Raw genomic sequence first — 18,127 nt, forward strand, 5'->3', positions numbered from 1 at the left:
TCTAGCGGCTTTTTTATAACGGGTGGCAAGGCTTAAACCAAACCCAGCCCACCCGACAACCAGCGGCGGCGCTCCACAAACTCGTGCCGGAAAACGCCAGATGGGCCACCGGGCCACCAAAAGAGGTTAACCCCAGGCGCAGGAAAATCAGCAGGGTCGATAGAAAGGAAGCAGATTGATTCATCAGTTTTCCGCCAAAATGAATCATTCTACAGGCTGTTCATGACGGATTGATGCAAAATAAGGGAAACAGATCATCAAGTGAATGAATTGGGATGGCGTGTAAGAAATTCCTGATGGCAGCGACAGACCAGTATTCAAGCCGCTTATCCGAGGAAACAGACTGTGCTGAAAAAACTGGTTTTTTTGTCCTTTCTTGTACTGCTGGTGCTATTGATCTGGCAACTGGGCTGGCTGGACGCACTGACTTTCGAGAATCTGAAGCGTCAACAGGCCGAGTTGCTGGCCTGGCGTGATGCACAGCCCTTGCTGGTCAGTGGCTTCTACTTGTTGGTGTATGTGGGAATCACGGCCTTGTCACTGCCGGGTGCAGCGCTGATGACCCTGGCCGGTGGTGCAATTTTTGGGCTGGGCTGGGGGTTGTTGCTGGTTTCTTTTGCTTCAACGCTGGGCGCCACACTGGCGATGCTGGTATCCCGTTTTCTGCTGCGAGACTGGGTCAAGACTCGCTTCAGCAAAACCATGCAAAAACTGGATGCCGGTATTGAACGCGAAGGGGCTTTTTATCTGTTTGCCCTGCGTCTGGTGCCTGCTTTTCCCTTTTTTGTCATCAATCTGGTCATGGGATTGACCCGTATGAAGGTGTGGACCTTCTGGTGGGTCAGTCAGCTGGGTATGTTGCTGGGCACTGCTGTTTATGTGAACGCCGGAACCCAGCTGGCACAACTCCAGTCGCCTGCCGATATCCTGTCGATTCAGTTGCTGGGTGCTTTTGCCCTGCTGGGGGTGTTTCCATTGCTGGCCCGCAAGGGGCTGAGTGTGTTCAAAAGTCGTCAGGCACTGGGTCGCTGGAAAAAACCTCAACACTTTGATGCCAACCTGCTGGTGATTGGTGCGGGCAGTGGTGGACTGGTGTCGGCTTACATTGCTGCTGCAGTGAAAGCCAGGGTGATTCTGGTGGAAAAACACCAGATGGGCGGTGACTGCCTGAACACCGGTTGTGTGCCTTCCAAAGCCTTGATTCGCTCGGCAAGGCTTGCCCATGAGATGCGCCATGCCGATCATTTTGGCCTTGAAAAACAGCCGCCTGAAGTTGATTTTGCCGCAGTGATGGATCGTATTCACTCGGTGATCAAGGCGATAGAACCCCATGATTCTGTTGAGCGTTTCACCGGATTGGGGGTGGATGTGCGTCAGGGTACAGCACGCTTGCTGTCACCCTGGGAAGTGGAAATCACCTTGAACACAGGTGAAATCCAGCGGGTCACGGCACGCAGCATTGTACTGGCCACCGGTGCTGAACCGCTGGTGCCGGATCTGCCCGGTCTGGAGCAGGTGGATTATCTGACATCCGACAACCTCTGGCAGTTGCGGGAACGCCCTGAACGCTTACTGGTACTGGGTGGTGGGCCCATTGGCTGTGAGTTGGCGCAGGCCTTTCAGCGGCTGGGTTCACAGGTGACTCAGGTGGAGCGGGGGGCACGCATTCTGCCGCGTGAAGATCAGGATGCCAGCCAGCTGGTGATGCAGTACTTTCGTGATGAAGGGGTGGATCTGCGACTGGAACATCAGGCCTTGCGGATTGAAGTGGACGGCAAGCAACGCTGGCTGGTGGCGAGTGACAAGGCCGGTGAAGAAGTACAGCTACCCTTCGACCGCCTGCTGGTGGCGGTGGGTCGCAAACCGCGCCTGACAGGTTATGGTCTTGAAGAACTGGGATTGTTGCCGGATTCCGGTAAAACCCTGGATACCAACACCTACCTGCAAACCCTCTACCCTAATATTTATGCCTGTGGTGATCTGGTGGGCCCTTACCAGTTCACTCATGCAGCCTCCCATCAGGCCTGGCACGCCTCCGTGAATGCCCTGTTTGGTCAGTTCAAACGTTTTGCCGTGGATTATTCTTTTTTACCCTGGGCCACCTTCACCGACCCGGAAGTGGCGCGTGTGGGACTGAATGAGCAGGATGCCAGAGAACAAGGCATTCAATATGAAGCGACCACCTATGGCATTGATGATCTGGATCGAGCGCTGGCGGATGGGCAGGCTTACGGTTTTGTGAAAGTGCTGACAGTACCGGGCAAGGACAAGATCCTCGGTGTGACTCTGGTCGGGCCTCATGCCGGAGATCTGATCGCGGAATTTGTACTGGCGATGAAGCATGGCCTTGGCATGAACCAGCTGCTGGGCACCATTCACATCTACCCCACCATGACAGAAGCCAACAAATTTGCTGCCGGTCACTGGAAAAAAGCCCATGCACCGGAAGGCGTGCTGCGCTGGTTGAAAAAATACCATCAATGGCGGTTATAGGAGGAGAACGGTTTGAGCAAGGCCAGTGTGGTTATACCGGTGTTGAATGAGGCTGATCAGTTGACTGAACTGCTGAAAGCACTTCAACCCTTACGGGGTCAGGGAGTGGAGCTGGTGCTGGTGGATGGTGGCAGCAGTGATGCCAGTTGCAGTCTGGCAACAGGGTTGGTGGATCAGTTACTCGAATCACCGGCCGGACGTGCCATACAGATGAATCGAGGTGCGGCGGCAGCTCGTGGTGAGTGGTTGTTTTTCCTGCATGCGGATACCCGCCTGACAGCGGCTTCACAGCAGGCTTTGCTGGCATTGACTGAACGGGACAAGGCTTGCTGGGGGCGGTTTGATGTGTGCATTCAAGGTAAACACCCCCTGTTGTGGCTGGTGGCACGAATGATGAATCTGCGCTCCTGCCTGACCGGTATAGCCACCGGGGATCAACTGATGTTTGTGCATCGCTGCCTGTTTGATGCGGTGCAAGGTTTTGTGGAACAACCCCTGATGGAAGACATCGAACTGTCCAGACGCCTGAAAAAGATTTGCCGACCGCTTTGTCTGTCTCAACGAGTGATTACCTCGGGGCGACGCTGGGATCAACGCGGCTTCTGGTCCACTGTGGTTTTGATGTGGCGTTTGCGCTGGTGTTACTGGCGAGGTGTTGCGGCAGAGCAGCTGGCGCGGGAGTATCAATAATGCAGGACTCAGTATTGCAACTGGCTATTCTGGCGCGCGCACCGGTACCGGGACAATGCAAAACCCGCCTGATTCCGACACTCGGTGCTGAGGGTGCGGCCGCACTTCACGCGCGACTGGTGGAGTATTGTGTCAACACGGCACTGAAGCTGCCGGATGCAGTGGTGACCTTATGGACAGCAGGAGCGGCAAACCATGCTTTTTTTCAACAGCTGGCCGAGCGTTTTCCGCAACTGCAGTGGCAAGAACAAGTCACAGGTGATCTGGGCGAGCGCATGCATCAGGTGTTTGTTCATACCGGGCAACCGACCCTGCTGATCGGCAGTGACTGCCCGGCGCTGACGGTGGATCTGCTGCAAGACTGTGCCGATCACCTGAAGAATCATGCCGCTGTGTTTGTGCCTGCCGAAGACGGCGGTTATGTACTGGTGGGGCTGCAATCACCCTGCCGTGCACTGTTTGTTGAGGTGGACTGGGGTACGGATCAGGTGATGCTGCAAACTCGTCAGCGCTTGCAGCAACAACAGCTGCGCTGGGTGGAACCCGCCAGCCTGTGGGACGTGGATCGACCGGAAGACCTGTTGCGCCTGGATGTGTAAGATTTTGTCCGGTGTGGCGACCAAGCCTGATCTGAAGCTGTTTTCTGAATCGACCAATTTTGAGGAAAAACCATGCATGCCACCTTGCCCCGTTTGATTGCCACGGACTTTCCGGCCCTGCAGCGCAGCCGGCTGGAAGTGTTGCAGGCCAACATCACCCTGACCTGCAACCAGTCCTGCTTCCACTGCCATGTGGCTTCCAGCCCCAAACGCAAGGAAGCCATGAGCCATGCAACCCTGGAGCTGCTGTTGCAGATGCTGGATCAACACCCGTCCATTCACACCCTGGACATCACCGGTGGCGCACCAGAACTGCACCCGGAATTTCGCTGGCTGGTCAGTGAAGCGCGCAAACGCAATGTGACGGTGCTGGATCGTTGCAACCTGACCATTTTAAGTGAGCCGGGGCAGGAAGATACGGCGGCATTTCTGGCTGAACAGCAGGTGCAGGTGGTTGCATCCTTACCCTGTTACTCAGCAGAAAACGTCAATGCCCAGCGGGGTGATGGTGTTTTTGAAGCCAGCATCCGTGGGCTGAAGCAGTTAAATGCGCTGGGTTATGGTCAACCGGGAGCAGGGCTGGAGTTGCATCTGGTTTACAACCCACTGGGTCCCAGCCTGCCGCCGTCACAGCAATCACTGGAGACGGCCTACAAGGAACAGCTGCAAGCTCATTTTGGTATTCAATTCAATCATCTGCTGACTCTGGCCAATATGCCGATCCAGCGTTTTGGCAGCACCCTGATCAGCAAAGGCCAGTTTGAGCCCTACATGCAGTTGTTAAAAAGCAGCTTCAACGCCGCCACCCTGCCGGGTTTGATGTGCCTGAATACCCTGTCGGTGGATCATCTGGGGCAGGTGCATGATTGTGACTTCAATCAGCAACTGCAGTTGCCGCTGGGAGACGCGAGGCAACCCGTGCATCTGCAGGAGTTGCTGGATGTAGAACTGAATGGTCGACCCATCCGTGTGGCTGATCATTGTTATGGTTGCACTGCCGGGCAAGGCAGCAGCTGTGGTGGTGCGTTGACCGGTTAAAGGAGTGCAGCATGACTGACGAAGCCTGGTGGCGTGGTGGTGTTTTTCTGCTGGCGCTGTTGCTGGTGGCCAGCCTGGAATTCTGGCGACCCAAACGCGGCTGGCGTGAATCCAGAACCCGGCGCTGGGGCATTAACCTCAGCCTGATTGCCTTGAATGTGGTGATCCTGCGCCTGACGCTGGGTGCCGCAGCCATCCTGATGGCTGTGCATGTGCAGCAACAGGGCTGGGGATTGCTGAATCTGGTTGAGCTGCCGGTGTGGCTGAAGTTCCTGATCGGTTTGTTGCTGCTGGATCTGGCCATCTACCTGCAGCATGTGTTGTCTCATGCCCTGCCGATCTTCTGGCGACTGCATCAGGTGCATCATGCTGATCTGGATCTGGATGTCACCACCGGCCTGCGTTTTCACCCGCTGGAAATCCTGGTATCGCTGATCTACAAGGTGGCCGTGGTGGCTGCGCTGGGGTTGCACCCCCTGACCGTGCTGGTGTTTGAAGCCCTGCTGAATGCAGCATCCATGTTCAGCCATGCCAATATCCGCTTGTCAGCACAACTGGAGCGTATGCTGCGCTGGTTGATCATCACCCCGGACATGCACCGGATTCACCATTCCATCCACCGGGATGAAACCGACAGCAACTTCGGTTTTTTCCTGTCGATCTGGGACCGGCTGTTCGGCACCTATACTCAGGCACCTCGGGATGGTCATCTGCAGATGGTGCTGGGACTGGACTACTGCCAGCAACCCCAGCAGGTGGGCTTGATCAGGCTACTGCTGATGCCTTTTCGGCCTTTGCCAAAACCTGCTGCGGAGTCTGAAAAGCCCTAAGGCTTTCAGCGCCGGTTGAGTTGCTGCAGTAGCTGGTCAAGCACACCACCATGACTGAAGTGATCTGCCTGCGCCTGTTGCCAGCCACCAAAAAACTCATCCACCGTTACCAGCTGCAGCGCCGGAAAACGATCACTGAATTCAGCGGCGATGACGGGGTTGGCCGGGCGGTAATAATGCTGGGCAATCAGCCGTTGCGCTTCATCGGAGTAAAGGTGTTCCAGATAGGCTTCGGCTACAGTACGCGTGCCGCGTCGATCCACGTTGGCATCAATCACAGTCACTGGGGGTTCAGCCAGAATACTCAGTGAAGGTAAAACAATCTCGAACTGGCCGGGTGCCAGTTTTTCCATCGCCAGAAAAGCCTCATTTTCCCAGGCCAGAAACACATCCCCCAATCCACGCTGTACAAAACTATTGGTGGCACCACGCGCACCTGGGTCCAGCACTGGCACACGAGCAAAAAGCTGCTGTACAAAATTCCGCGCCTGCTCTTTGTTGCCGTATTTTCTTTCGGCATAAGCCCAGGCAGCCAGATAGTTCCAGCGGGCACCACCGGAGGTTTTGGGGTTGGGTGTGATCACCTGCACATCATCACGAATCAGATCATCCCAGTCCTGAATGCCTTTGGGGTTGCCGGATCGAACCAGAAACACCACGGTGGAGGTATAAGGGGCGCTGTTGTAGGGCAGGCGTTGTTGCCAGTCGGCGGGAATCAATTGGCTGCGTTCATGCAATTGGTCGATGTCATAAGCCAGCGCCAGCGTGGCCACATCAGCGGGCAAGCCTTCGGTCAGTGAACGTGCCTGGGTACCTGAACCCCCGTTGGACAGGCGAAAGTTCACCCGTTGTCCGGTTTGCTGCTGCCACCACCGGGCAAACTGCTCATTGTAATCCCGGTAAAACTCGCGGGTGGGATCATAAGACACATTCATCAGCGTAATGCTGCGGGCTTCCGCAGACAGACTGACCAGTAACAGCAAGGCAAGGGTGGTGGCAAACAAAAAGCGAATCAACAAGGACAGGGTGGACAGCATTTCCGGCTCCGCAGCATTCAATCTGGATCGTCTGGATCAAACAGTTGGCTGGCAGATTAAAGGAAAAGGCAATCAACAGAAAAAGAATAAAAATCTGTAGCGATAGCAGATTGTGGAATATGCAGTGCAGTTTTTCTTGGTTGGGTTTCATAAGTAATCACATTAAATTGACCAAACCGAAAAGAACAGAGTGAGTGCTTGCCATGAAAAACCTACGAATGTGTTGCTGTTGCTTGCCATCTGTTACGCCTTCAACCGTTTTTCAGGAGCAGCACCATGCCATTAACTTTTGTGATCGAACACCTGAATCAGCAATTAAAAACACTGCATCCCAGTGCAGCATTGAGTCGCCACGCTTCATTGGAGTATGAGCAGCAGGCTGTTTATGCCCAACTGGGCGAACTGCGACTCACCCCGGTACAAAGCAGTGTTTTTCGTATTGCCAATACGCAACGCGTTGCCAGTGACAGTCATCTACTGGTAACGAATTCCTCTGGAAGGCAGCAACCAGTTGAAGTGCTGTATTTACAGGTCTGGGATGCGGAAGACGTGATTTTTCTGGATCGTTTCCTGCGTACCCTGCATGCACTGCACCATGTCAACCAGCAGCATCAGGGTGCCACAGAGCAACTGATACTGGATGTGCACGCTCGCCATCTGAGTGCTGTACCCAGTGGGCACGGCCAGGTATTTGAAGGTTTGTTGTCCAGCCTTGGGTTGGCACCAGCGCAGATTATCCTGCGCCTGAACCTGCCGACCTGCGATGATTGCAGCGGTATTGAGCAGGCCATCAGCAGCTTTGCGGCTCGTGGTTACAGTCTGCTGGCTGCCTGTGAACACCCGGATTTATCGCAATTGAACCTGTTAAAAGACCTGGGTGTGCAACTGGTATCACTGAATCTGCAACATTTGCAGCAGCAGAATACGGACTGGGCTCAGGTTCGTAAATGGTCGAAAGTGGCTGGTTACCACGACCTGCAAACGCTGGTTGAAGGTGTTGCAACAGCGGCGGAACTTAATCTTTTACTGGATCTTGGTTTTCAACTGGTCAGCGGTTCATTGCTGAACAGCAGTGATCTTCAGCAGTTGATCACTGCAGGAAAGGCGGGTCAGCTTTTTGCTCAGAACTGTCGTTTACACCCCGAGATGGGGTTGGGTCTGTAACTTGGTGTGTCCTCCTCATTGTCAGACTTTGCCGCCAGCAATGGCGGCTTTTTTTTGGAAAAGAAAATGAACGTTGCCCTGGATGCCTTGCAACAACACTTTCAAAATGAACAACACAAACTCTGGGGGGGGTACTGATCCGCTACAGAAATCGCCTGAAGGTATCAGCGGTTTTTTTGCGCACCTGCAATTGCAGAGTTTTTTTCAGCCACTGCTGAATGCTGCCACCTTACAGCCGGAAGCCCATGATGATAAGACGCTCCTGCCGTGAGGGCGGGTGCGCCTTGAACTCTCATCAGTCATTCAGCCCAAACAGGCGCGCAGCATTCTCATAAAGCAGCTTTTCCAGTCGATCTTCCTTGAATCCCAGTTGCAGGGGCCGGCAAAAAAAGTGGGGGATGCGGGTTCAGTAATGCTGCCGAAAGCTTTCTGCCATCCTGGCCAGCTTGAACATTCTGTTGTTATCTCGAGCCTGTTGGTGTGCATCAGGCGCAAGAATCAGCATTAAGTAGTAATACTGTGGGTGGATTGCACCCTGACAATAGACCAGATGAATATCGCTGGTTCTTCGGAAGGGAGCAAGATGGGCTGGCCAATCAGGAGTGTTTGCAGGTTTCAAATGCAGGTGTTGAACTTCTTCGCTGCGGATCAGTGGCAGATTGCTTGGGTGATCATAAGGAACATCTCTGCCGAAGGTATCAGGCAATACACCAGAATCCTTGTATTGCCTGAAGTCACTCAATAGATTCTCCAGCTCTTGTTTGGGTAGTTGCTGTTTCAGCAACTGACTGGCAAACACCCGGATCATTCCACAAACACTAGGTCTTGATCAGAAGCGCTGTCCAGTAAGGAAGCACCCTGTTCTGCAATTTCCTTGAGCCGGGTTTCTTCTGGACGAAAGCGGGAACGGAAGGTTTGTACTCCCTGTTGTTCAGCGGCCTTTAGCAGCTGTTCGAAAACGGCAGCAGATACCATGTAACCGGCAGGTTTGTTGTTGGACAATACCGCAACCGGTTCGTTGATGAAGTACTGGGCTGGGTTTTTGCGTAAGTCCGTCATGCTGACGGTTTTTTCGGCAAGTATTACATGCATGCTCATAAAACACCTCTGCACTATTTTGTGCTTTATTGTGTATAGGATAGCATGTATTAAAAAATACGGAGTAGTGTGTGTTTTTTTGATTTTCAGGTCATTGTTGGCTCATCCCTGAGCCATGCGTTGATACTGGTCACTCGGTGGCTCAGGCCGCCGGGTGGGTTTCTTTCAGAAACACCTTGCTGTTCAGCGGTTTGATCCAGGCTTCATCCCCTTGCAGTAATCCAAGTGCACGGAACTGCTGTTTTGGCAGTTCTGCAGTGATTGGGTTGGGTGCTGCGTCGGCCTTGAGTTCCACTCTTACGGTGTGTCCGATGACGGTGACGTTTTCGATCACCGCGTGCAAGCCATCTCCGGCACTGTTGTCTGCACGTAATTCAATCTCGTGTGGGCGGATATAAGCCAAACCGTCTTGTTGTGCAGCATCACTGAGGTGAGGCGTTTCCAGTTGCAGTTCACCGATACGGGTTTGTCCCTGATCCACACGGGCATGAAACAGGTTGACCTTGCCGAGGAACTGGTAAACAAAAGGATTGGCCGGGTGATCATACACTTCTTCTGGCGTACCTTCCTGCTCGACCCGTCCGTGATTCATCACCACGATACGATCGGCCACTTCCAGGGCCTCTTCCTGATCGTGGGTGACAAACACACTGGTGACGTGGATTTCATCATGCAGGCGGCGCAACCAGCTGCGCAGTTCAGCCCGCACCTTGGCATCCAGCGCACCGAAGGGTTCATCCAGCAGCAGTACCTTGGGTTCCACCGCCAGTGCCCGCGCCAGGGCAATACGCTGGCGCTGACCGCCGGATAACTGGCTGGGGAAGCGATGGGCGGTCCAGTCCAGCTGAACCAGTTCCAGCAGATCCATCACTTTTTTGCGGATGGCTTCTTTGGAAGGTCGCAGTTTACGGGGCTTGACGGTCAAGCCATAGGCCACGTTTTCAAAAACGGTCATGTGTTTGAACAAGGCATAGTGCTGGAATACAAAGCCCACACCCCGTTCACTGACGTGCTGGTGAGTCTGGTCTTCACCATGAAACTCAATGCTACCGGAATCAGCCTGCTCCAGCCCGGCAATAATACGCAGCAGGGTGGTTTTGCCAGAACCGGATGGCCCCAGCAAAGCGGTCAATTGTCCTTCGGGCAGGTTCAGTGAGACATTGTCAACGGCGACAAAGTCTTTAAAACGCTTGTTGATCTGATTGATTCGAATGCTCATGAGGGTGTCCTGTAATCTTTAATGGGATGAACCGGTTTCGCCGCTGCGTTGTTCATGCCATTCGACAAAACTCTTCACTGCGATGGTGACCAGTGCCAGACCGGTGAGGATTGAAGACACGGCAAAAGCAGCAGTGAACATGTATTCGTTGTAAAGCACTTCGATGTGCAGGGGCATGGTGTTGGTTTCACCCCGAATGCGACCGGAAACAATGGCCACGGCACCAAACTCCCCCATAGCACGAGCATTACACAGAATGACGCCGTAAATCAGGCCCCACTTGATGTTGGGCAGAGTGACATACCAGAAGGTTTTCCAGCCGCTGGCACCCAGTGTCAGCGAGGCTTCTTCTTCCTGTTTGCCCTGTTGTTGCATCAGCGGAATCAGTTCACGCGCGACAAACGGTAGGGTGCCGAAGGCAATGACAATGACAATGCCGGGTACGGCAAAAATGATGCGCAGGTTGTGAGCACTCAGCCAGTCACCTAGCCAACCCTGCGAGCCGAACAGAATTACAAAGATCAAACCGACCACCACAGGAGAAATGGCAAAAGGCAGATCAATTACAGCCAGCAGCAGGGGTTTGCCACGGAATTCAAACTTGGCGATGGCCCAGGCAATGGCCACACCAAACACCATATTGATAGGAACAACGATCACCACCACTAATAGTGTCAGCCGGATGGCGTGGGCAGCATCCGGTTCGGTGACGGCGGCATACCAGACTTGCAGACCCTGCTCAAAGGCACCGTACAGCACCACCAGCAGCGGCAGCACCAGAAAAAGTGCAAGAAAACTCAATGCCAGGGCAATCAGTGACAGGCGAACCCAGTCCGGCTCTTCGGTGGCGCGTTTCCAGCTTCCGGCCCGATCCAGTGTCAGCGCCGTGTTTGCGGGGATGGATGACGACATGAAATGAATCTCCCTTCTCAGTGGGCAAAACGGCGGCTGGACCACCATTGCAGGCCATTGATGATGATCAGTAATACAAAGGCAGTCAGTAACATCACGGTGCCGATGGCGGCAGCACCGTTGTAGTCGTACTGTTCAGCTTTGGCGACTATCAGCAAGGGCGTGATTTCAGTCAGGTAGGGCATGTTGCCGGAGATGAAAACCACTGATCCGTACTCACCCAGCGCCCGTGCAAAAGCCAGGGAAAAGCCGGTCAATAGCGCAGGCAGCAGGGTAGGAAAAATCACCCGGCGCAGGGTGGTCAGACGAGAAGCCCCCAATGCAGCCGAAGCTTCTTCCAGCTCGCTTTCAAAGTCTTCCAGCACTGGCTGTACGGTTCGCACCACAAAAGGCAGCCCGATATAGGTAAGTGCCACCACCACACCCAGTTGGGTGTAGGCGACACGGATGCCAAAGACCTCCAGATACTGACCCACCCAGCCGGTGCTGGCATAAAGGGTGACCAGGGCAACACCGGCCACAGCGGTTGGCAGGGCAAACGGCAGGTCGATCAGGGCATCCACCACACGTTTACCGGGGAAGGTGTAACGCACCAGCACCCAGGCCACCAGTGCACCGAATACCAGATTGATGGAGGCACCAATCAGTGAAGCAAAAAACGACAGCCGGTAAGAAGTCACCACCTGAGGATGGCTGATGGCACGCCAGAACTCTTCCCAGCTCATCAGGCTGGTGTAGAGCAACAACCCGCCAACCGGGATGAAAAAGATAAAGGTCAGATACAACAAAGAAAAACCCAGCGTCATATGAAAGCCGGGCAGTACACTGGGTTGTCTTTTGAACAGTGGCATAAACTAACAATCTCCGTGATGGGTCCCTCAGGGATTCAGCAGTGCCCACCTCCTTGTGGGCAGAGTTCACATCAGCGGCGGTTACGAGCAATGTTTTCCAGGATGGCATCAAAAATACCGCCATCATTGAAGTGATCGTTCTGGGCCTTGTCCCAGCCGCCAAACACTTCATCAATGGTGAAGAAGTTCACTTTCGGGAAACGATCCGCAAACTCAGCGGCAATTTTCGGATTGGAGGAGCGGTAGAAGTGTTTACCGGCCAGACGCTGGGCATCGTCAGAGTAGAGTTCATCCAGGTAGGCCTGAGCCACGGTGCGAGTGCCTTTGCGATCCACATTGCGATCCACCACCGTGACGGGAGGTTCGGCCAGGATGCTCACCGATGGAACAACAATTTCGTACTGACCGCGACCCAGTTGCTCCACCGACAGGAAGGCTTCATTTTCCCAGGCGATGAACACATCACCGATACGACGCTGAACAAAGGTATTGGTGGCACCACGCGCAGCTGGATCCAGCACCGGCACGTTACCAAAGATCTTTTCTACAAACTCACGGGCTTTTTCATGGCTGCCGTATTTCTTTTCGGCATAACCCCAGGCGGCCAGGTAATTCCAGCGTGCACCACCAGAGGTTTTTGGGTTAGGCGTAATGACCTGCACATCATCACGGATCAGGTCATCCCAGTCCTTGATGTTTTTGGGGTTACCGGCACGCACCAGCAACACAATGGTAGAGGTGTAAGGAGACGAGTTGGCGGGTAAACGTTCCTGCCAGCCTTCTGGAATCAGTTGTGCGCGTTGACGCAGGGCATCCACATCATAAGCCAGTGCCAGAGTCACCACGTCGGCATCCAGTCCATCAATCACCGAACGAGCCTGTGAGCCTGATCCACCATGTGACTGACGGATATTGACCGTTTGCCCGGTCTTGCCACGCCAGAGGTTGGCAAAGTGGGTGTTGTATTCACGATAGAACTCGCGGGTCGGGTCATAAGAAACGTTCAGCAGGTTCACCGTCTGGGCACTTGCCAGTGCAGTGGTTCCCAGCAGAACCGAAGTCAGGGCGGCCGTGGCCAGTTTTTTCAGCATCGTTGCTTCTCCATCAGGGTTTTGTTTTGTGATGCTGCGGATACTAAGCGGCCAGACTTTTGCAAAAAACGAATAAAAGCTGAAATGTTAATCACAAAAACTGCTAATGAAGGAGTGTTGGCAGTTGCAGCCGCTATTGCAGAAAAACTGCTATGGATATTCATATTCCATATTTCTGGTTATATCTGCGCATGCTTAATATCGCTGCATCGAATAAACTTTTTGTGCGGTGCATGCATTCATCATGAATTTTCAACAGTTACGTATCCTGCGTGAGGCAGCACGCCAGAACTTCAACCTGACTGAAGTGGCCAATGCCCTGTTTACTTCCCAGTCGGGAGTCAGCAAACACATCAAGGACCTGGAAGATGAGCTAGGTGTGGAGCTTTTTGAGCGCAAGGGCAAGCGTCTGCTGGGATTCACTGGCCCGGGGCGGGAGATTCTGGATGTGGTGGAGCGCATCCTGCTGGATACTGCCAACATCAAACGCGTGGCACAGCAGTACACAGAAGAAGATGAAGGGCATCTAAGTCTGGCGACCACCCATACTCAGGCGCGTTATGTGCTGCCTGCCATCATTACTGAGTTCAAGAAAACCTTTCCACGGGTGCACCTGGAGTTGCACCAGTGTGGGCCGGAAGAAATTGTCAGTTTGTTGAAGGCCGGTAAGGTGGACATAGGTATAGCCACTGAAGCCCTGCATGATGAGCCCTCCCTGGTTTGCTTTCCCTTTCACTCCTGGCAGCATGCAGTGGTGGTGCCAAAACACCATCCATTATTAGAAGAAAAAAACCTGACGCTGGAAGCGGTTGCCCAGTATTCGATCATCACCTACCACCAGGGATACACCGGACGCCGCTCCATTGATTTGGCATTTGAACAGGCTGGTCTGAAACCGGATATCGTGATGTCGGCGCTGGATGCGGATGTGATTAAAACCTACGTGGAGCTGGGGCTGGGGATTGGCATCATTGCCTCGGTGGCCTGGCAGCCACAACGCGACAGTGAGCTGGTATTGCTGGACTCAACCGATCTTTTCCCGGTTAAAACCACCCAGTTGGCACTTCGCCGGGGGCACTACCTGCGCAGCTTTGCCCTGCACTTGGTGCAGCTCTGCTGCCAGAACCTGTCTGCCGAACAGATTCAGCAACAGGTACAGTGATCAGTGGATTCAAAACCCCAGCAGTTTTTTGCGCAGGGGTTTGATGATCAGTAATGCCAGAACCACCAGTGCCAACCACTCCAGCCATTCCGGCAGGAGTTCCTGTGCCTGGCTGGCGTGGATCACCGGGTTGATGCCCAGGGTTTGCAGTGTGGCATCCAGCAGCCAGCCGAGTAATACACTGCTGCCGAGAATGCCGGTCAGGTACAGTGCCAGTGCCCGGTTACCAAATTCCCTGCGAAATACGCCGAGTGTGGCCAGGCTGGTGACCGGCCCGGCCAGCAGGAACACCAGTGCCATGCCCGGTGACATGCCGGTCAGCAGCAAACCGGCGGCAATCGGGGTGGCGGCAGTGGCACAGATGTAAAGCGGTATTCCGATTACGGCCATCAGTAACAGCGACCAGAAATTACCGGACAAACCACTGAGCGCATCGGGTGGCAACAGGGTGATCAACAGCCCTGCCAGCAATAAACCGATCACCACCCAACGGCTGATGTCATCCAGCAAATCGGCAAAGGCATAGTGCAACCCCTGTTTCAGGCGAGTGGCAGGAGAAGTGGCTGTTTCGTCTTTTTTGTTGTCACAGCAACCACCGCAGCAGGCTGTTTTGGCCGGGGCAGGTTCAGTCAGTGGCACGGGTCTGGGTTGTTCAGTGGTGGCGACTAACAAACCGGTATTGATGGCGGTGAAAACGGCACCCAGTACCCTGACACCGGCCATCAAGGGGCCAAGCAAAACACTGGTCAGCAGGATGGAGTCCACACCGACACCGGGTGTACCAATCAGAAAGGCAGTGGTGGGGCCACGCCCGGCACCACCCCGATGCAGTGCCAGAGAGGTTGGTATGGCACCACAGGAGCAGATGGGCAAGGGTACACCGATCACTGCTGCCCGGCTGATGCTGCCGATACCACGCCCACCGATCCACTGCTGAATCAGGCTTTCCGGCATAAAAGCCTTGATCAACCCGGCCAGCAACAAACCCAGCAGCAGCCAGGGAGCGGCACTGAGCGCCACACTGAGAATACCGATGATCCACTCCATCGCTTGGCTCCTGATCAAGTTTGTTGATTTTACCCGCAGTCGCTGGTTTTTTCAGGCTGCTGTGGCCGCTGCTTTGCTGCCACCCAGCGTTGCAGGCAATGTCCGAGCAGCAGGCTGGGCAAAAACACCAGTGCTTCCCATGAGGGGTTAGCGATCAACGCTACAGCAGGACCTGGGCAATAACCACTGATGCCCCAGCCAATACCAAACAGTCCAGCACCCAGTAGCAATGAAGGAGTAATGGTGGTTTGTCCCGGCAGCCGAAATTGTTCAGCCAGCAGGGGGTGGCGGCGTTTCAGGATCAGGTGAAAACCGATCAGGGTTGTGCCAACTGCTCCACCCAGCACCAGCAACAGGCTGGGATTCCATTCACCGGCAACATCCAGAAAACCCAGTACCTTGAGTGGATCGGTCATGCCCGATACAGCCAGTCCCAGACCAAACACCAGACCGGCCAGCAATGTTGCCAGGTGGTTCATCACATTACTCCAAACAGGTGGCGTACTACAAAGGTGGTGAAAACAGCGGTGAGCATAAAAGTCAGTACCGCAGCCAGAGAGCGCAGGGATAAACGGCCCAGGCCACACACACCATGACCACTGGTGCAGCCCTTTGCCAGTGAAGTACCAAAACCAACCAGCACGCCGGCCAGAGCCAATAACCAGACTGGGAAACCTTCACGAGCCGCGGGGCGTTCTCCACCCAGGGCATAAAACATTGCAGCGCCTGCCACCAGACCGATCAGGAACAGGGCAGGCCAGAGGCGGTCGGGTAAAAACACCAGGCGATTGATCAGGCCACTGATACCGGCAATACGTCCGGTGAACAGCAGCAATAGACAGGCTGCAGCACCAATCAGCAAGCCACCGATCAGTGCCAGAAAAAGAGGGTCCAGGTTCATGTCAGAAAATCCGAAGTGTTGCTTCAGCAGAAGCTTTCCAAGAATTTTCTAATTATCGCACTGTCTGGTGGACTTTCCTATCAGCAGCCAGCTGGTGGTGGCAATTGTGGGGGATCAGGGTAAAGGTTCAGGCGGTTTGTTTTGCGGCGAGCAGTTGCCTGTCTATCAGCAGTGGTTGCAGGCTCAGAAATTCCTGAGCGGAAGCCTGCCAGGAGTAAAGGGCTGCGATCTCGGCACATTGCCTGCGATCCAGTTGCAGGGCAGCCAGGCAGGCTTGTTGCAGGTTGTCATCCAGCACCCCATTAATACCTTGTTGCACCACATCCAGCGGGCCGGGCACCGGAAAGGCGGCCACCGGAGTGCCACAGGCCATGGCTTCCAGCATCACCAGGCCATAGGTGTCTGTCAGCGAAGGGAACACCAATACCGAGGCTGCCTGATAAGTCAAGGCTAGTGCTTCACCCTGTTGATAACCGAGAAAGTGCACCTGTGGGTAAGCCTGTTCAAGCGCCTGGCGTTGTGGCCCGTCACCGATCACCCATTTTTCACCGGGCAGATCCAGTTCCAGAAAGGCCGACAGGTTCTTTTCCGGAGCCAGTCGACCGACATAAAGAAACACGGTTTTTCCGGATGCAGCCATTGCAGGGGCGGGCCGGAAAATACGGGTGTCCACACCCTTGCGCCATAACTTCAGGCGTTCAAACCCCTGATCACTGAACACCTGCTGCATGCGTTCGGTGGTGACCAGGATGGCCTGACTGGGTTGATGAAAATGACGCAGCAAGGCATAACTCCACCTGATTGGCCACCAGGGCCAGCGGCTGCTGACATATTCCGGAAAACGAGTGTGAATGGCGGATGAAAAGGCCAGTCCGTGCTGCGTCAGCCAATGACGGGCAGCCCAGCCCAGGGGGCCTTCGGTGGCCAGGTGCACGGCATCGGGGTTCAAGGCTTTCATGGCTTTTCCGACCTGCCACAGATTCCACACCAGCGGAATTTCCGGGTAGGTCGGGCAGGGCAGGCTGCGAAAATCTGCCGGAGACAGGATGCTCACCTGGTGGCCCAGTGCACCGAGTTCCTGTTGCAAGGCCTTTAGGCAGGTGACCACACCATTGACCTGGGGCTGCCAGGCATCAGTGATAATCAGCAGTTTCATGCTTCACTTCCGGTCACGGCAGTTTCTTTTTGCTGTTCGACCTTCTGCTGTTCGTTTTTCTGCTGCGTGTCGGTTAATCGCCAGAGTTCGATCTGGCCATCCCAGTTTTCAATCAGTGCCGTGCAGGACTCCACCCAGTCGCCACAGTTCAGGTAGTCGACTTCATTCACGCGGCGGATTTCGGCATGGTGAATGTGTCCGCAGACCACACCATCCAGACCGCGACGGCCACATTCATGGGCAATGGCTTCTTCAAAGTAACTGATGAAGTTAACGGCTGATTTGACCTTGTATTTCAACCAGGCAGACAGGGACCAGTAACCGTAACCCCAGCGTCGTCGCCAGTGATTGAGCCAGCGGTTCAGCACCAGCGTCACTTCGTAGGCTGAATCGCCGAGAAAGGCCAGCCAGCGGTGGTAACGGGTGATCACGTCAAACTGGTCACCGTGAACCACCAACAGGCGGCGGCCATCCAGTGTGGTGTGCACGGCCTCATCCACCAGACGGATATTGCCAAGGATCAGGCTGGCGTAACCACGCAGAAATTCGTCATGGTTACCGGTGACGTAGATCACTTCGGTACCCCGTTTGCTGAGGGTCAGCAGGCGGCGAATCACGTTGGTGTGCGCCTGGGGCCAGTAGATGCCACTGCGCAGTTTCCAGCCGTCAATGATGTCACCGACCAGATAAATGCGTTCAGCCTGGAACTGTTTCAGAAAGTCAGACAGGTGTTCTGCCTGGCAATCTCTGGTGCCTAGATGAACATCTGAAATCCACAGGGTGCGTACACTGCGCTTTTGATTCGGTTTGATGAACTGGGCACTGGTCATGGCCGATTA

General features: G+C 54.5%; 20 protein-coding genes. 7 read left to right on the forward strand and 13 right to left on the reverse strand.

Annotation, left to right across the window (positions count from 1 at the left end; genetic code table 11):
• Positions 1-13 precede the first annotated feature (13 nt).
• Positions 14-184, reverse strand: a complete 171-nt coding sequence (locus BT114_RS14855) for a hypothetical protein (RefSeq protein WP_425434759.1) — start codon at positions 182-184, stop codon at positions 14-16.
• A 164-nt stretch (positions 185-348) separates the two neighbouring features.
• Between BT114_RS14855 and BT114_RS00550 the strand changes: the two genes are divergently transcribed.
• The 5 genes from BT114_RS00550 (at position 349) to BT114_RS00570 (ending at position 5,650) form a co-directional block, all read left to right on the forward strand.
• Positions 349-2,493 carry an FAD-dependent oxidoreductase gene (locus tag BT114_RS00550; protein WP_072324842.1) on the forward strand — a complete coding sequence of 715 codons (2,145 nt, stop codon included), beginning with the start codon at positions 349-351 and terminating at the stop codon, positions 2,491-2,493.
• A 12-nt stretch (positions 2,494-2,505) separates the two neighbouring features.
• Complete coding sequence (locus BT114_RS00555; RefSeq protein WP_072324373.1) at positions 2,506-3,183, forward strand: TIGR04283 family arsenosugar biosynthesis glycosyltransferase; 678 nt, start codon at positions 2,506-2,508, stop codon at positions 3,181-3,183.
• Positions 3,183-3,782: a TIGR04282 family arsenosugar biosynthesis glycosyltransferase gene (locus tag BT114_RS00560; protein WP_072324374.1), complete on the forward strand. Its 600-nt coding sequence runs from the start codon at positions 3,183-3,185 to the stop codon at positions 3,780-3,782. The genes BT114_RS00555 and BT114_RS00560 overlap by 1 nt, the downstream gene beginning before the upstream one ends.
• 72 nt (positions 3,783-3,854) lie before the next feature.
• Positions 3,855-4,820 carry an arsenosugar biosynthesis radical SAM (seleno)protein ArsS gene (arsS, locus tag BT114_RS00565; protein ID WP_072324375.1) on the forward strand — a complete coding sequence of 322 codons (966 nt, stop codon included), beginning with the start codon at positions 3,855-3,857 and terminating at the stop codon, positions 4,818-4,820.
• Between the two features lie 11 nt (positions 4,821-4,831).
• The gene (locus tag BT114_RS00570) at positions 4,832-5,650 is read left to right on the forward strand and encodes a sterol desaturase family protein (protein ID WP_072324376.1); all 819 of its coding nucleotides are present in this window, start codon (positions 4,832-4,834) and stop codon (positions 5,648-5,650) included.
• A gap of 5 nt (positions 5,651-5,655) precedes the next feature.
• Here the strand turns inward: BT114_RS00570 and BT114_RS00575 are convergent, their stop codons facing one another.
• Entirely contained in the window at positions 5,656-6,687 is a 1,032-nt protein-coding gene (locus tag BT114_RS00575) for a sulfate ABC transporter substrate-binding protein (RefSeq protein WP_072324377.1), read from the reverse strand.
• Between the two features lie 276 nt (positions 6,688-6,963).
• Between BT114_RS00575 and BT114_RS00580 the strand changes: the two genes are divergently transcribed.
• Positions 6,964-7,851: an EAL domain-containing protein gene (locus tag BT114_RS00580; protein WP_072324378.1), complete on the forward strand. Its 888-nt coding sequence runs from the start codon at positions 6,964-6,966 to the stop codon at positions 7,849-7,851.
• Between the two features lie 406 nt (positions 7,852-8,257).
• Here the strand turns inward: BT114_RS00580 and BT114_RS00590 are convergent, their stop codons facing one another.
• From BT114_RS00590 to BT114_RS00615, 6 genes are all read right to left on the reverse strand, one after another.
• The gene (locus BT114_RS00590) at positions 8,258-8,659 is read right to left on the reverse strand and encodes a type II toxin-antitoxin system YafO family toxin (RefSeq protein ID WP_072324380.1); all 402 of its coding nucleotides are present in this window, start codon (positions 8,657-8,659) and stop codon (positions 8,258-8,260) included.
• The gene (gene yafN / locus BT114_RS00595) at positions 8,656-8,943 is read right to left on the reverse strand and encodes a type I toxin-antitoxin system antitoxin YafN (protein ID WP_072324843.1); all 288 of its coding nucleotides are present in this window, start codon (positions 8,941-8,943) and stop codon (positions 8,656-8,658) included. The genes BT114_RS00590 and yafN overlap by 4 nt, the downstream gene beginning before the upstream one ends.
• Positions 8,944-9,091: 148 nt before the next feature.
• Entirely contained in the window at positions 9,092-10,168 is a 1,077-nt protein-coding gene (locus BT114_RS00600) for a sulfate/molybdate ABC transporter ATP-binding protein (RefSeq protein ID WP_072324381.1), read from the reverse strand.
• 18 nt (positions 10,169-10,186) lie between these two features.
• Positions 10,187-11,080 carry a sulfate ABC transporter permease subunit CysW gene (cysW, locus tag BT114_RS00605; protein ID WP_084661752.1) on the reverse strand — a complete coding sequence of 298 codons (894 nt, stop codon included), beginning with the start codon at positions 11,078-11,080 and terminating at the stop codon, positions 10,187-10,189.
• Between the two features lie 17 nt (positions 11,081-11,097).
• Positions 11,098-11,931, reverse strand: coding sequence for a sulfate ABC transporter permease subunit CysT (gene cysT / locus BT114_RS00610; RefSeq protein ID WP_072324382.1), 834 nt, complete (start codon positions 11,929-11,931; stop codon positions 11,098-11,100).
• 71 nt (positions 11,932-12,002) lie between these two features.
• Positions 12,003-13,022 (reverse strand): sulfate ABC transporter substrate-binding protein, encoded by a 1,020-nt coding sequence (locus BT114_RS00615; RefSeq protein ID WP_072324383.1) that lies wholly within the window; start codon positions 13,020-13,022, stop codon positions 12,003-12,005.
• Between the two features lie 244 nt (positions 13,023-13,266).
• On the opposite strand from BT114_RS00615, the gene BT114_RS00620 reads away from it, so the two are divergent.
• Positions 13,267-14,184, forward strand: a complete 918-nt coding sequence (locus BT114_RS00620) for a CysB family HTH-type transcriptional regulator (protein ID WP_072324384.1) — start codon at positions 13,267-13,269, stop codon at positions 14,182-14,184.
• Positions 14,185-14,193: 9 nt separating this feature from the next.
• Here the strand turns inward: BT114_RS00620 and BT114_RS00625 are convergent, their stop codons facing one another.
• The 5 genes from BT114_RS00625 to BT114_RS00645 form a co-directional block, all read right to left on the reverse strand.
• Positions 14,194-15,231 carry an SO_0444 family Cu/Zn efflux transporter gene (locus BT114_RS00625; protein WP_072324385.1) on the reverse strand — a complete coding sequence of 346 codons (1,038 nt, stop codon included), beginning with the start codon at positions 15,229-15,231 and terminating at the stop codon, positions 14,194-14,196.
• A gap of 29 nt (positions 15,232-15,260) precedes the next feature.
• On the reverse strand, positions 15,261-15,710 hold the full coding sequence (locus tag BT114_RS00630) for a DUF6691 family protein (protein WP_072324386.1): 450 nt from the start codon (positions 15,708-15,710) through the stop codon (positions 15,261-15,263).
• The gene (locus tag BT114_RS00635) at positions 15,710-16,132 is read right to left on the reverse strand and encodes a YeeE/YedE family protein (protein ID WP_072324387.1); all 423 of its coding nucleotides are present in this window, start codon (positions 16,130-16,132) and stop codon (positions 15,710-15,712) included. The genes BT114_RS00630 and BT114_RS00635 overlap by 1 nt, the downstream gene beginning before the upstream one ends.
• Before the next feature lie 127 nt (positions 16,133-16,259).
• Positions 16,260-17,288, reverse strand: a complete 1,029-nt coding sequence (locus tag BT114_RS00640) for a glycosyltransferase family 4 protein (RefSeq protein WP_072324388.1) — start codon at positions 17,286-17,288, stop codon at positions 16,260-16,262.
• Entirely contained in the window at positions 17,285-18,118 is an 834-nt protein-coding gene (locus BT114_RS00645) for a UDP-2,3-diacylglucosamine diphosphatase (RefSeq protein WP_072324389.1), read from the reverse strand. The genes BT114_RS00640 and BT114_RS00645 overlap by 4 nt, the downstream gene beginning before the upstream one ends.
• Between the last annotated feature and the right edge of the window lie 9 nt (positions 18,119-18,127).

Origin of the sequence: Marinospirillum alkaliphilum DSM 21637, assembly GCF_900119735.1 — a bacterium.
GTDB lineage: Bacteria > Pseudomonadota > Gammaproteobacteria > Pseudomonadales > Halomonadaceae > Marinospirillum > Marinospirillum alkaliphilum.

Coding starts and splice junctions, on each gene's coding strand:
- BT114_RS14855 (WP_425434759.1), bottom strand. CDS start 184: ATGAATCAATCTGCTTCCTTTCTATCGACCCTGCTGATTTTCCTGCGC.
- BT114_RS00560 (WP_072324374.1), top strand. CDS start 3,183: ATGCAGGACTCAGTATTGCAACTGGCTATTCTGGCGCGCGCACCGGTA.
- arsS (WP_072324375.1), top strand. CDS start 3,855: ATGCATGCCACCTTGCCCCGTTTGATTGCCACGGACTTTCCGGCCCTG.
- BT114_RS00570 (WP_072324376.1), top strand. CDS start 4,832: ATGACTGACGAAGCCTGGTGGCGTGGTGGTGTTTTTCTGCTGGCGCTG.
- BT114_RS00575 (WP_072324377.1), bottom strand. CDS start 6,687: ATGCTGTCCACCCTGTCCTTGTTGATTCGCTTTTTGTTTGCCACCACC.
- BT114_RS00580 (WP_072324378.1), top strand. CDS start 6,964: ATGCCATTAACTTTTGTGATCGAACACCTGAATCAGCAATTAAAAACA.
- BT114_RS00590 (WP_072324380.1), bottom strand. CDS start 8,659: ATGATCCGGGTGTTTGCCAGTCAGTTGCTGAAACAGCAACTACCCAAA.
- yafN (WP_072324843.1), bottom strand. CDS start 8,943: ATGCATGTAATACTTGCCGAAAAAACCGTCAGCATGACGGACTTACGC.
- BT114_RS00600 (WP_072324381.1), bottom strand. CDS start 10,168: ATGAGCATTCGAATCAATCAGATCAACAAGCGTTTTAAAGACTTTGTC.
- cysW (WP_084661752.1), bottom strand. CDS start 11,080: ATGTCGTCATCCATCCCCGCAAACACGGCGCTGACACTGGATCGGGCC.
- cysT (WP_072324382.1), bottom strand. CDS start 11,931: ATGCCACTGTTCAAAAGACAACCCAGTGTACTGCCCGGCTTTCATATG.
- BT114_RS00615 (WP_072324383.1), bottom strand. CDS start 13,022: ATGCTGAAAAAACTGGCCACGGCCGCCCTGACTTCGGTTCTGCTGGGA.
- BT114_RS00620 (WP_072324384.1), top strand. CDS start 13,267: ATGAATTTTCAACAGTTACGTATCCTGCGTGAGGCAGCACGCCAGAAC.
- BT114_RS00625 (WP_072324385.1), bottom strand. CDS start 15,231: ATGGAGTGGATCATCGGTATTCTCAGTGTGGCGCTCAGTGCCGCTCCC.
- BT114_RS00630 (WP_072324386.1), bottom strand. CDS start 15,710: ATGAACCACCTGGCAACATTGCTGGCCGGTCTGGTGTTTGGTCTGGGA.
- BT114_RS00635 (WP_072324387.1), bottom strand. CDS start 16,132: ATGAACCTGGACCCTCTTTTTCTGGCACTGATCGGTGGCTTGCTGATT.
- BT114_RS00640 (WP_072324388.1), bottom strand. CDS start 17,288: ATGAAACTGCTGATTATCACTGATGCCTGGCAGCCCCAGGTCAATGGT.
- BT114_RS00645 (WP_072324389.1), bottom strand. CDS start 18,118: ATGACCAGTGCCCAGTTCATCAAACCGAATCAAAAGCGCAGTGTACGC.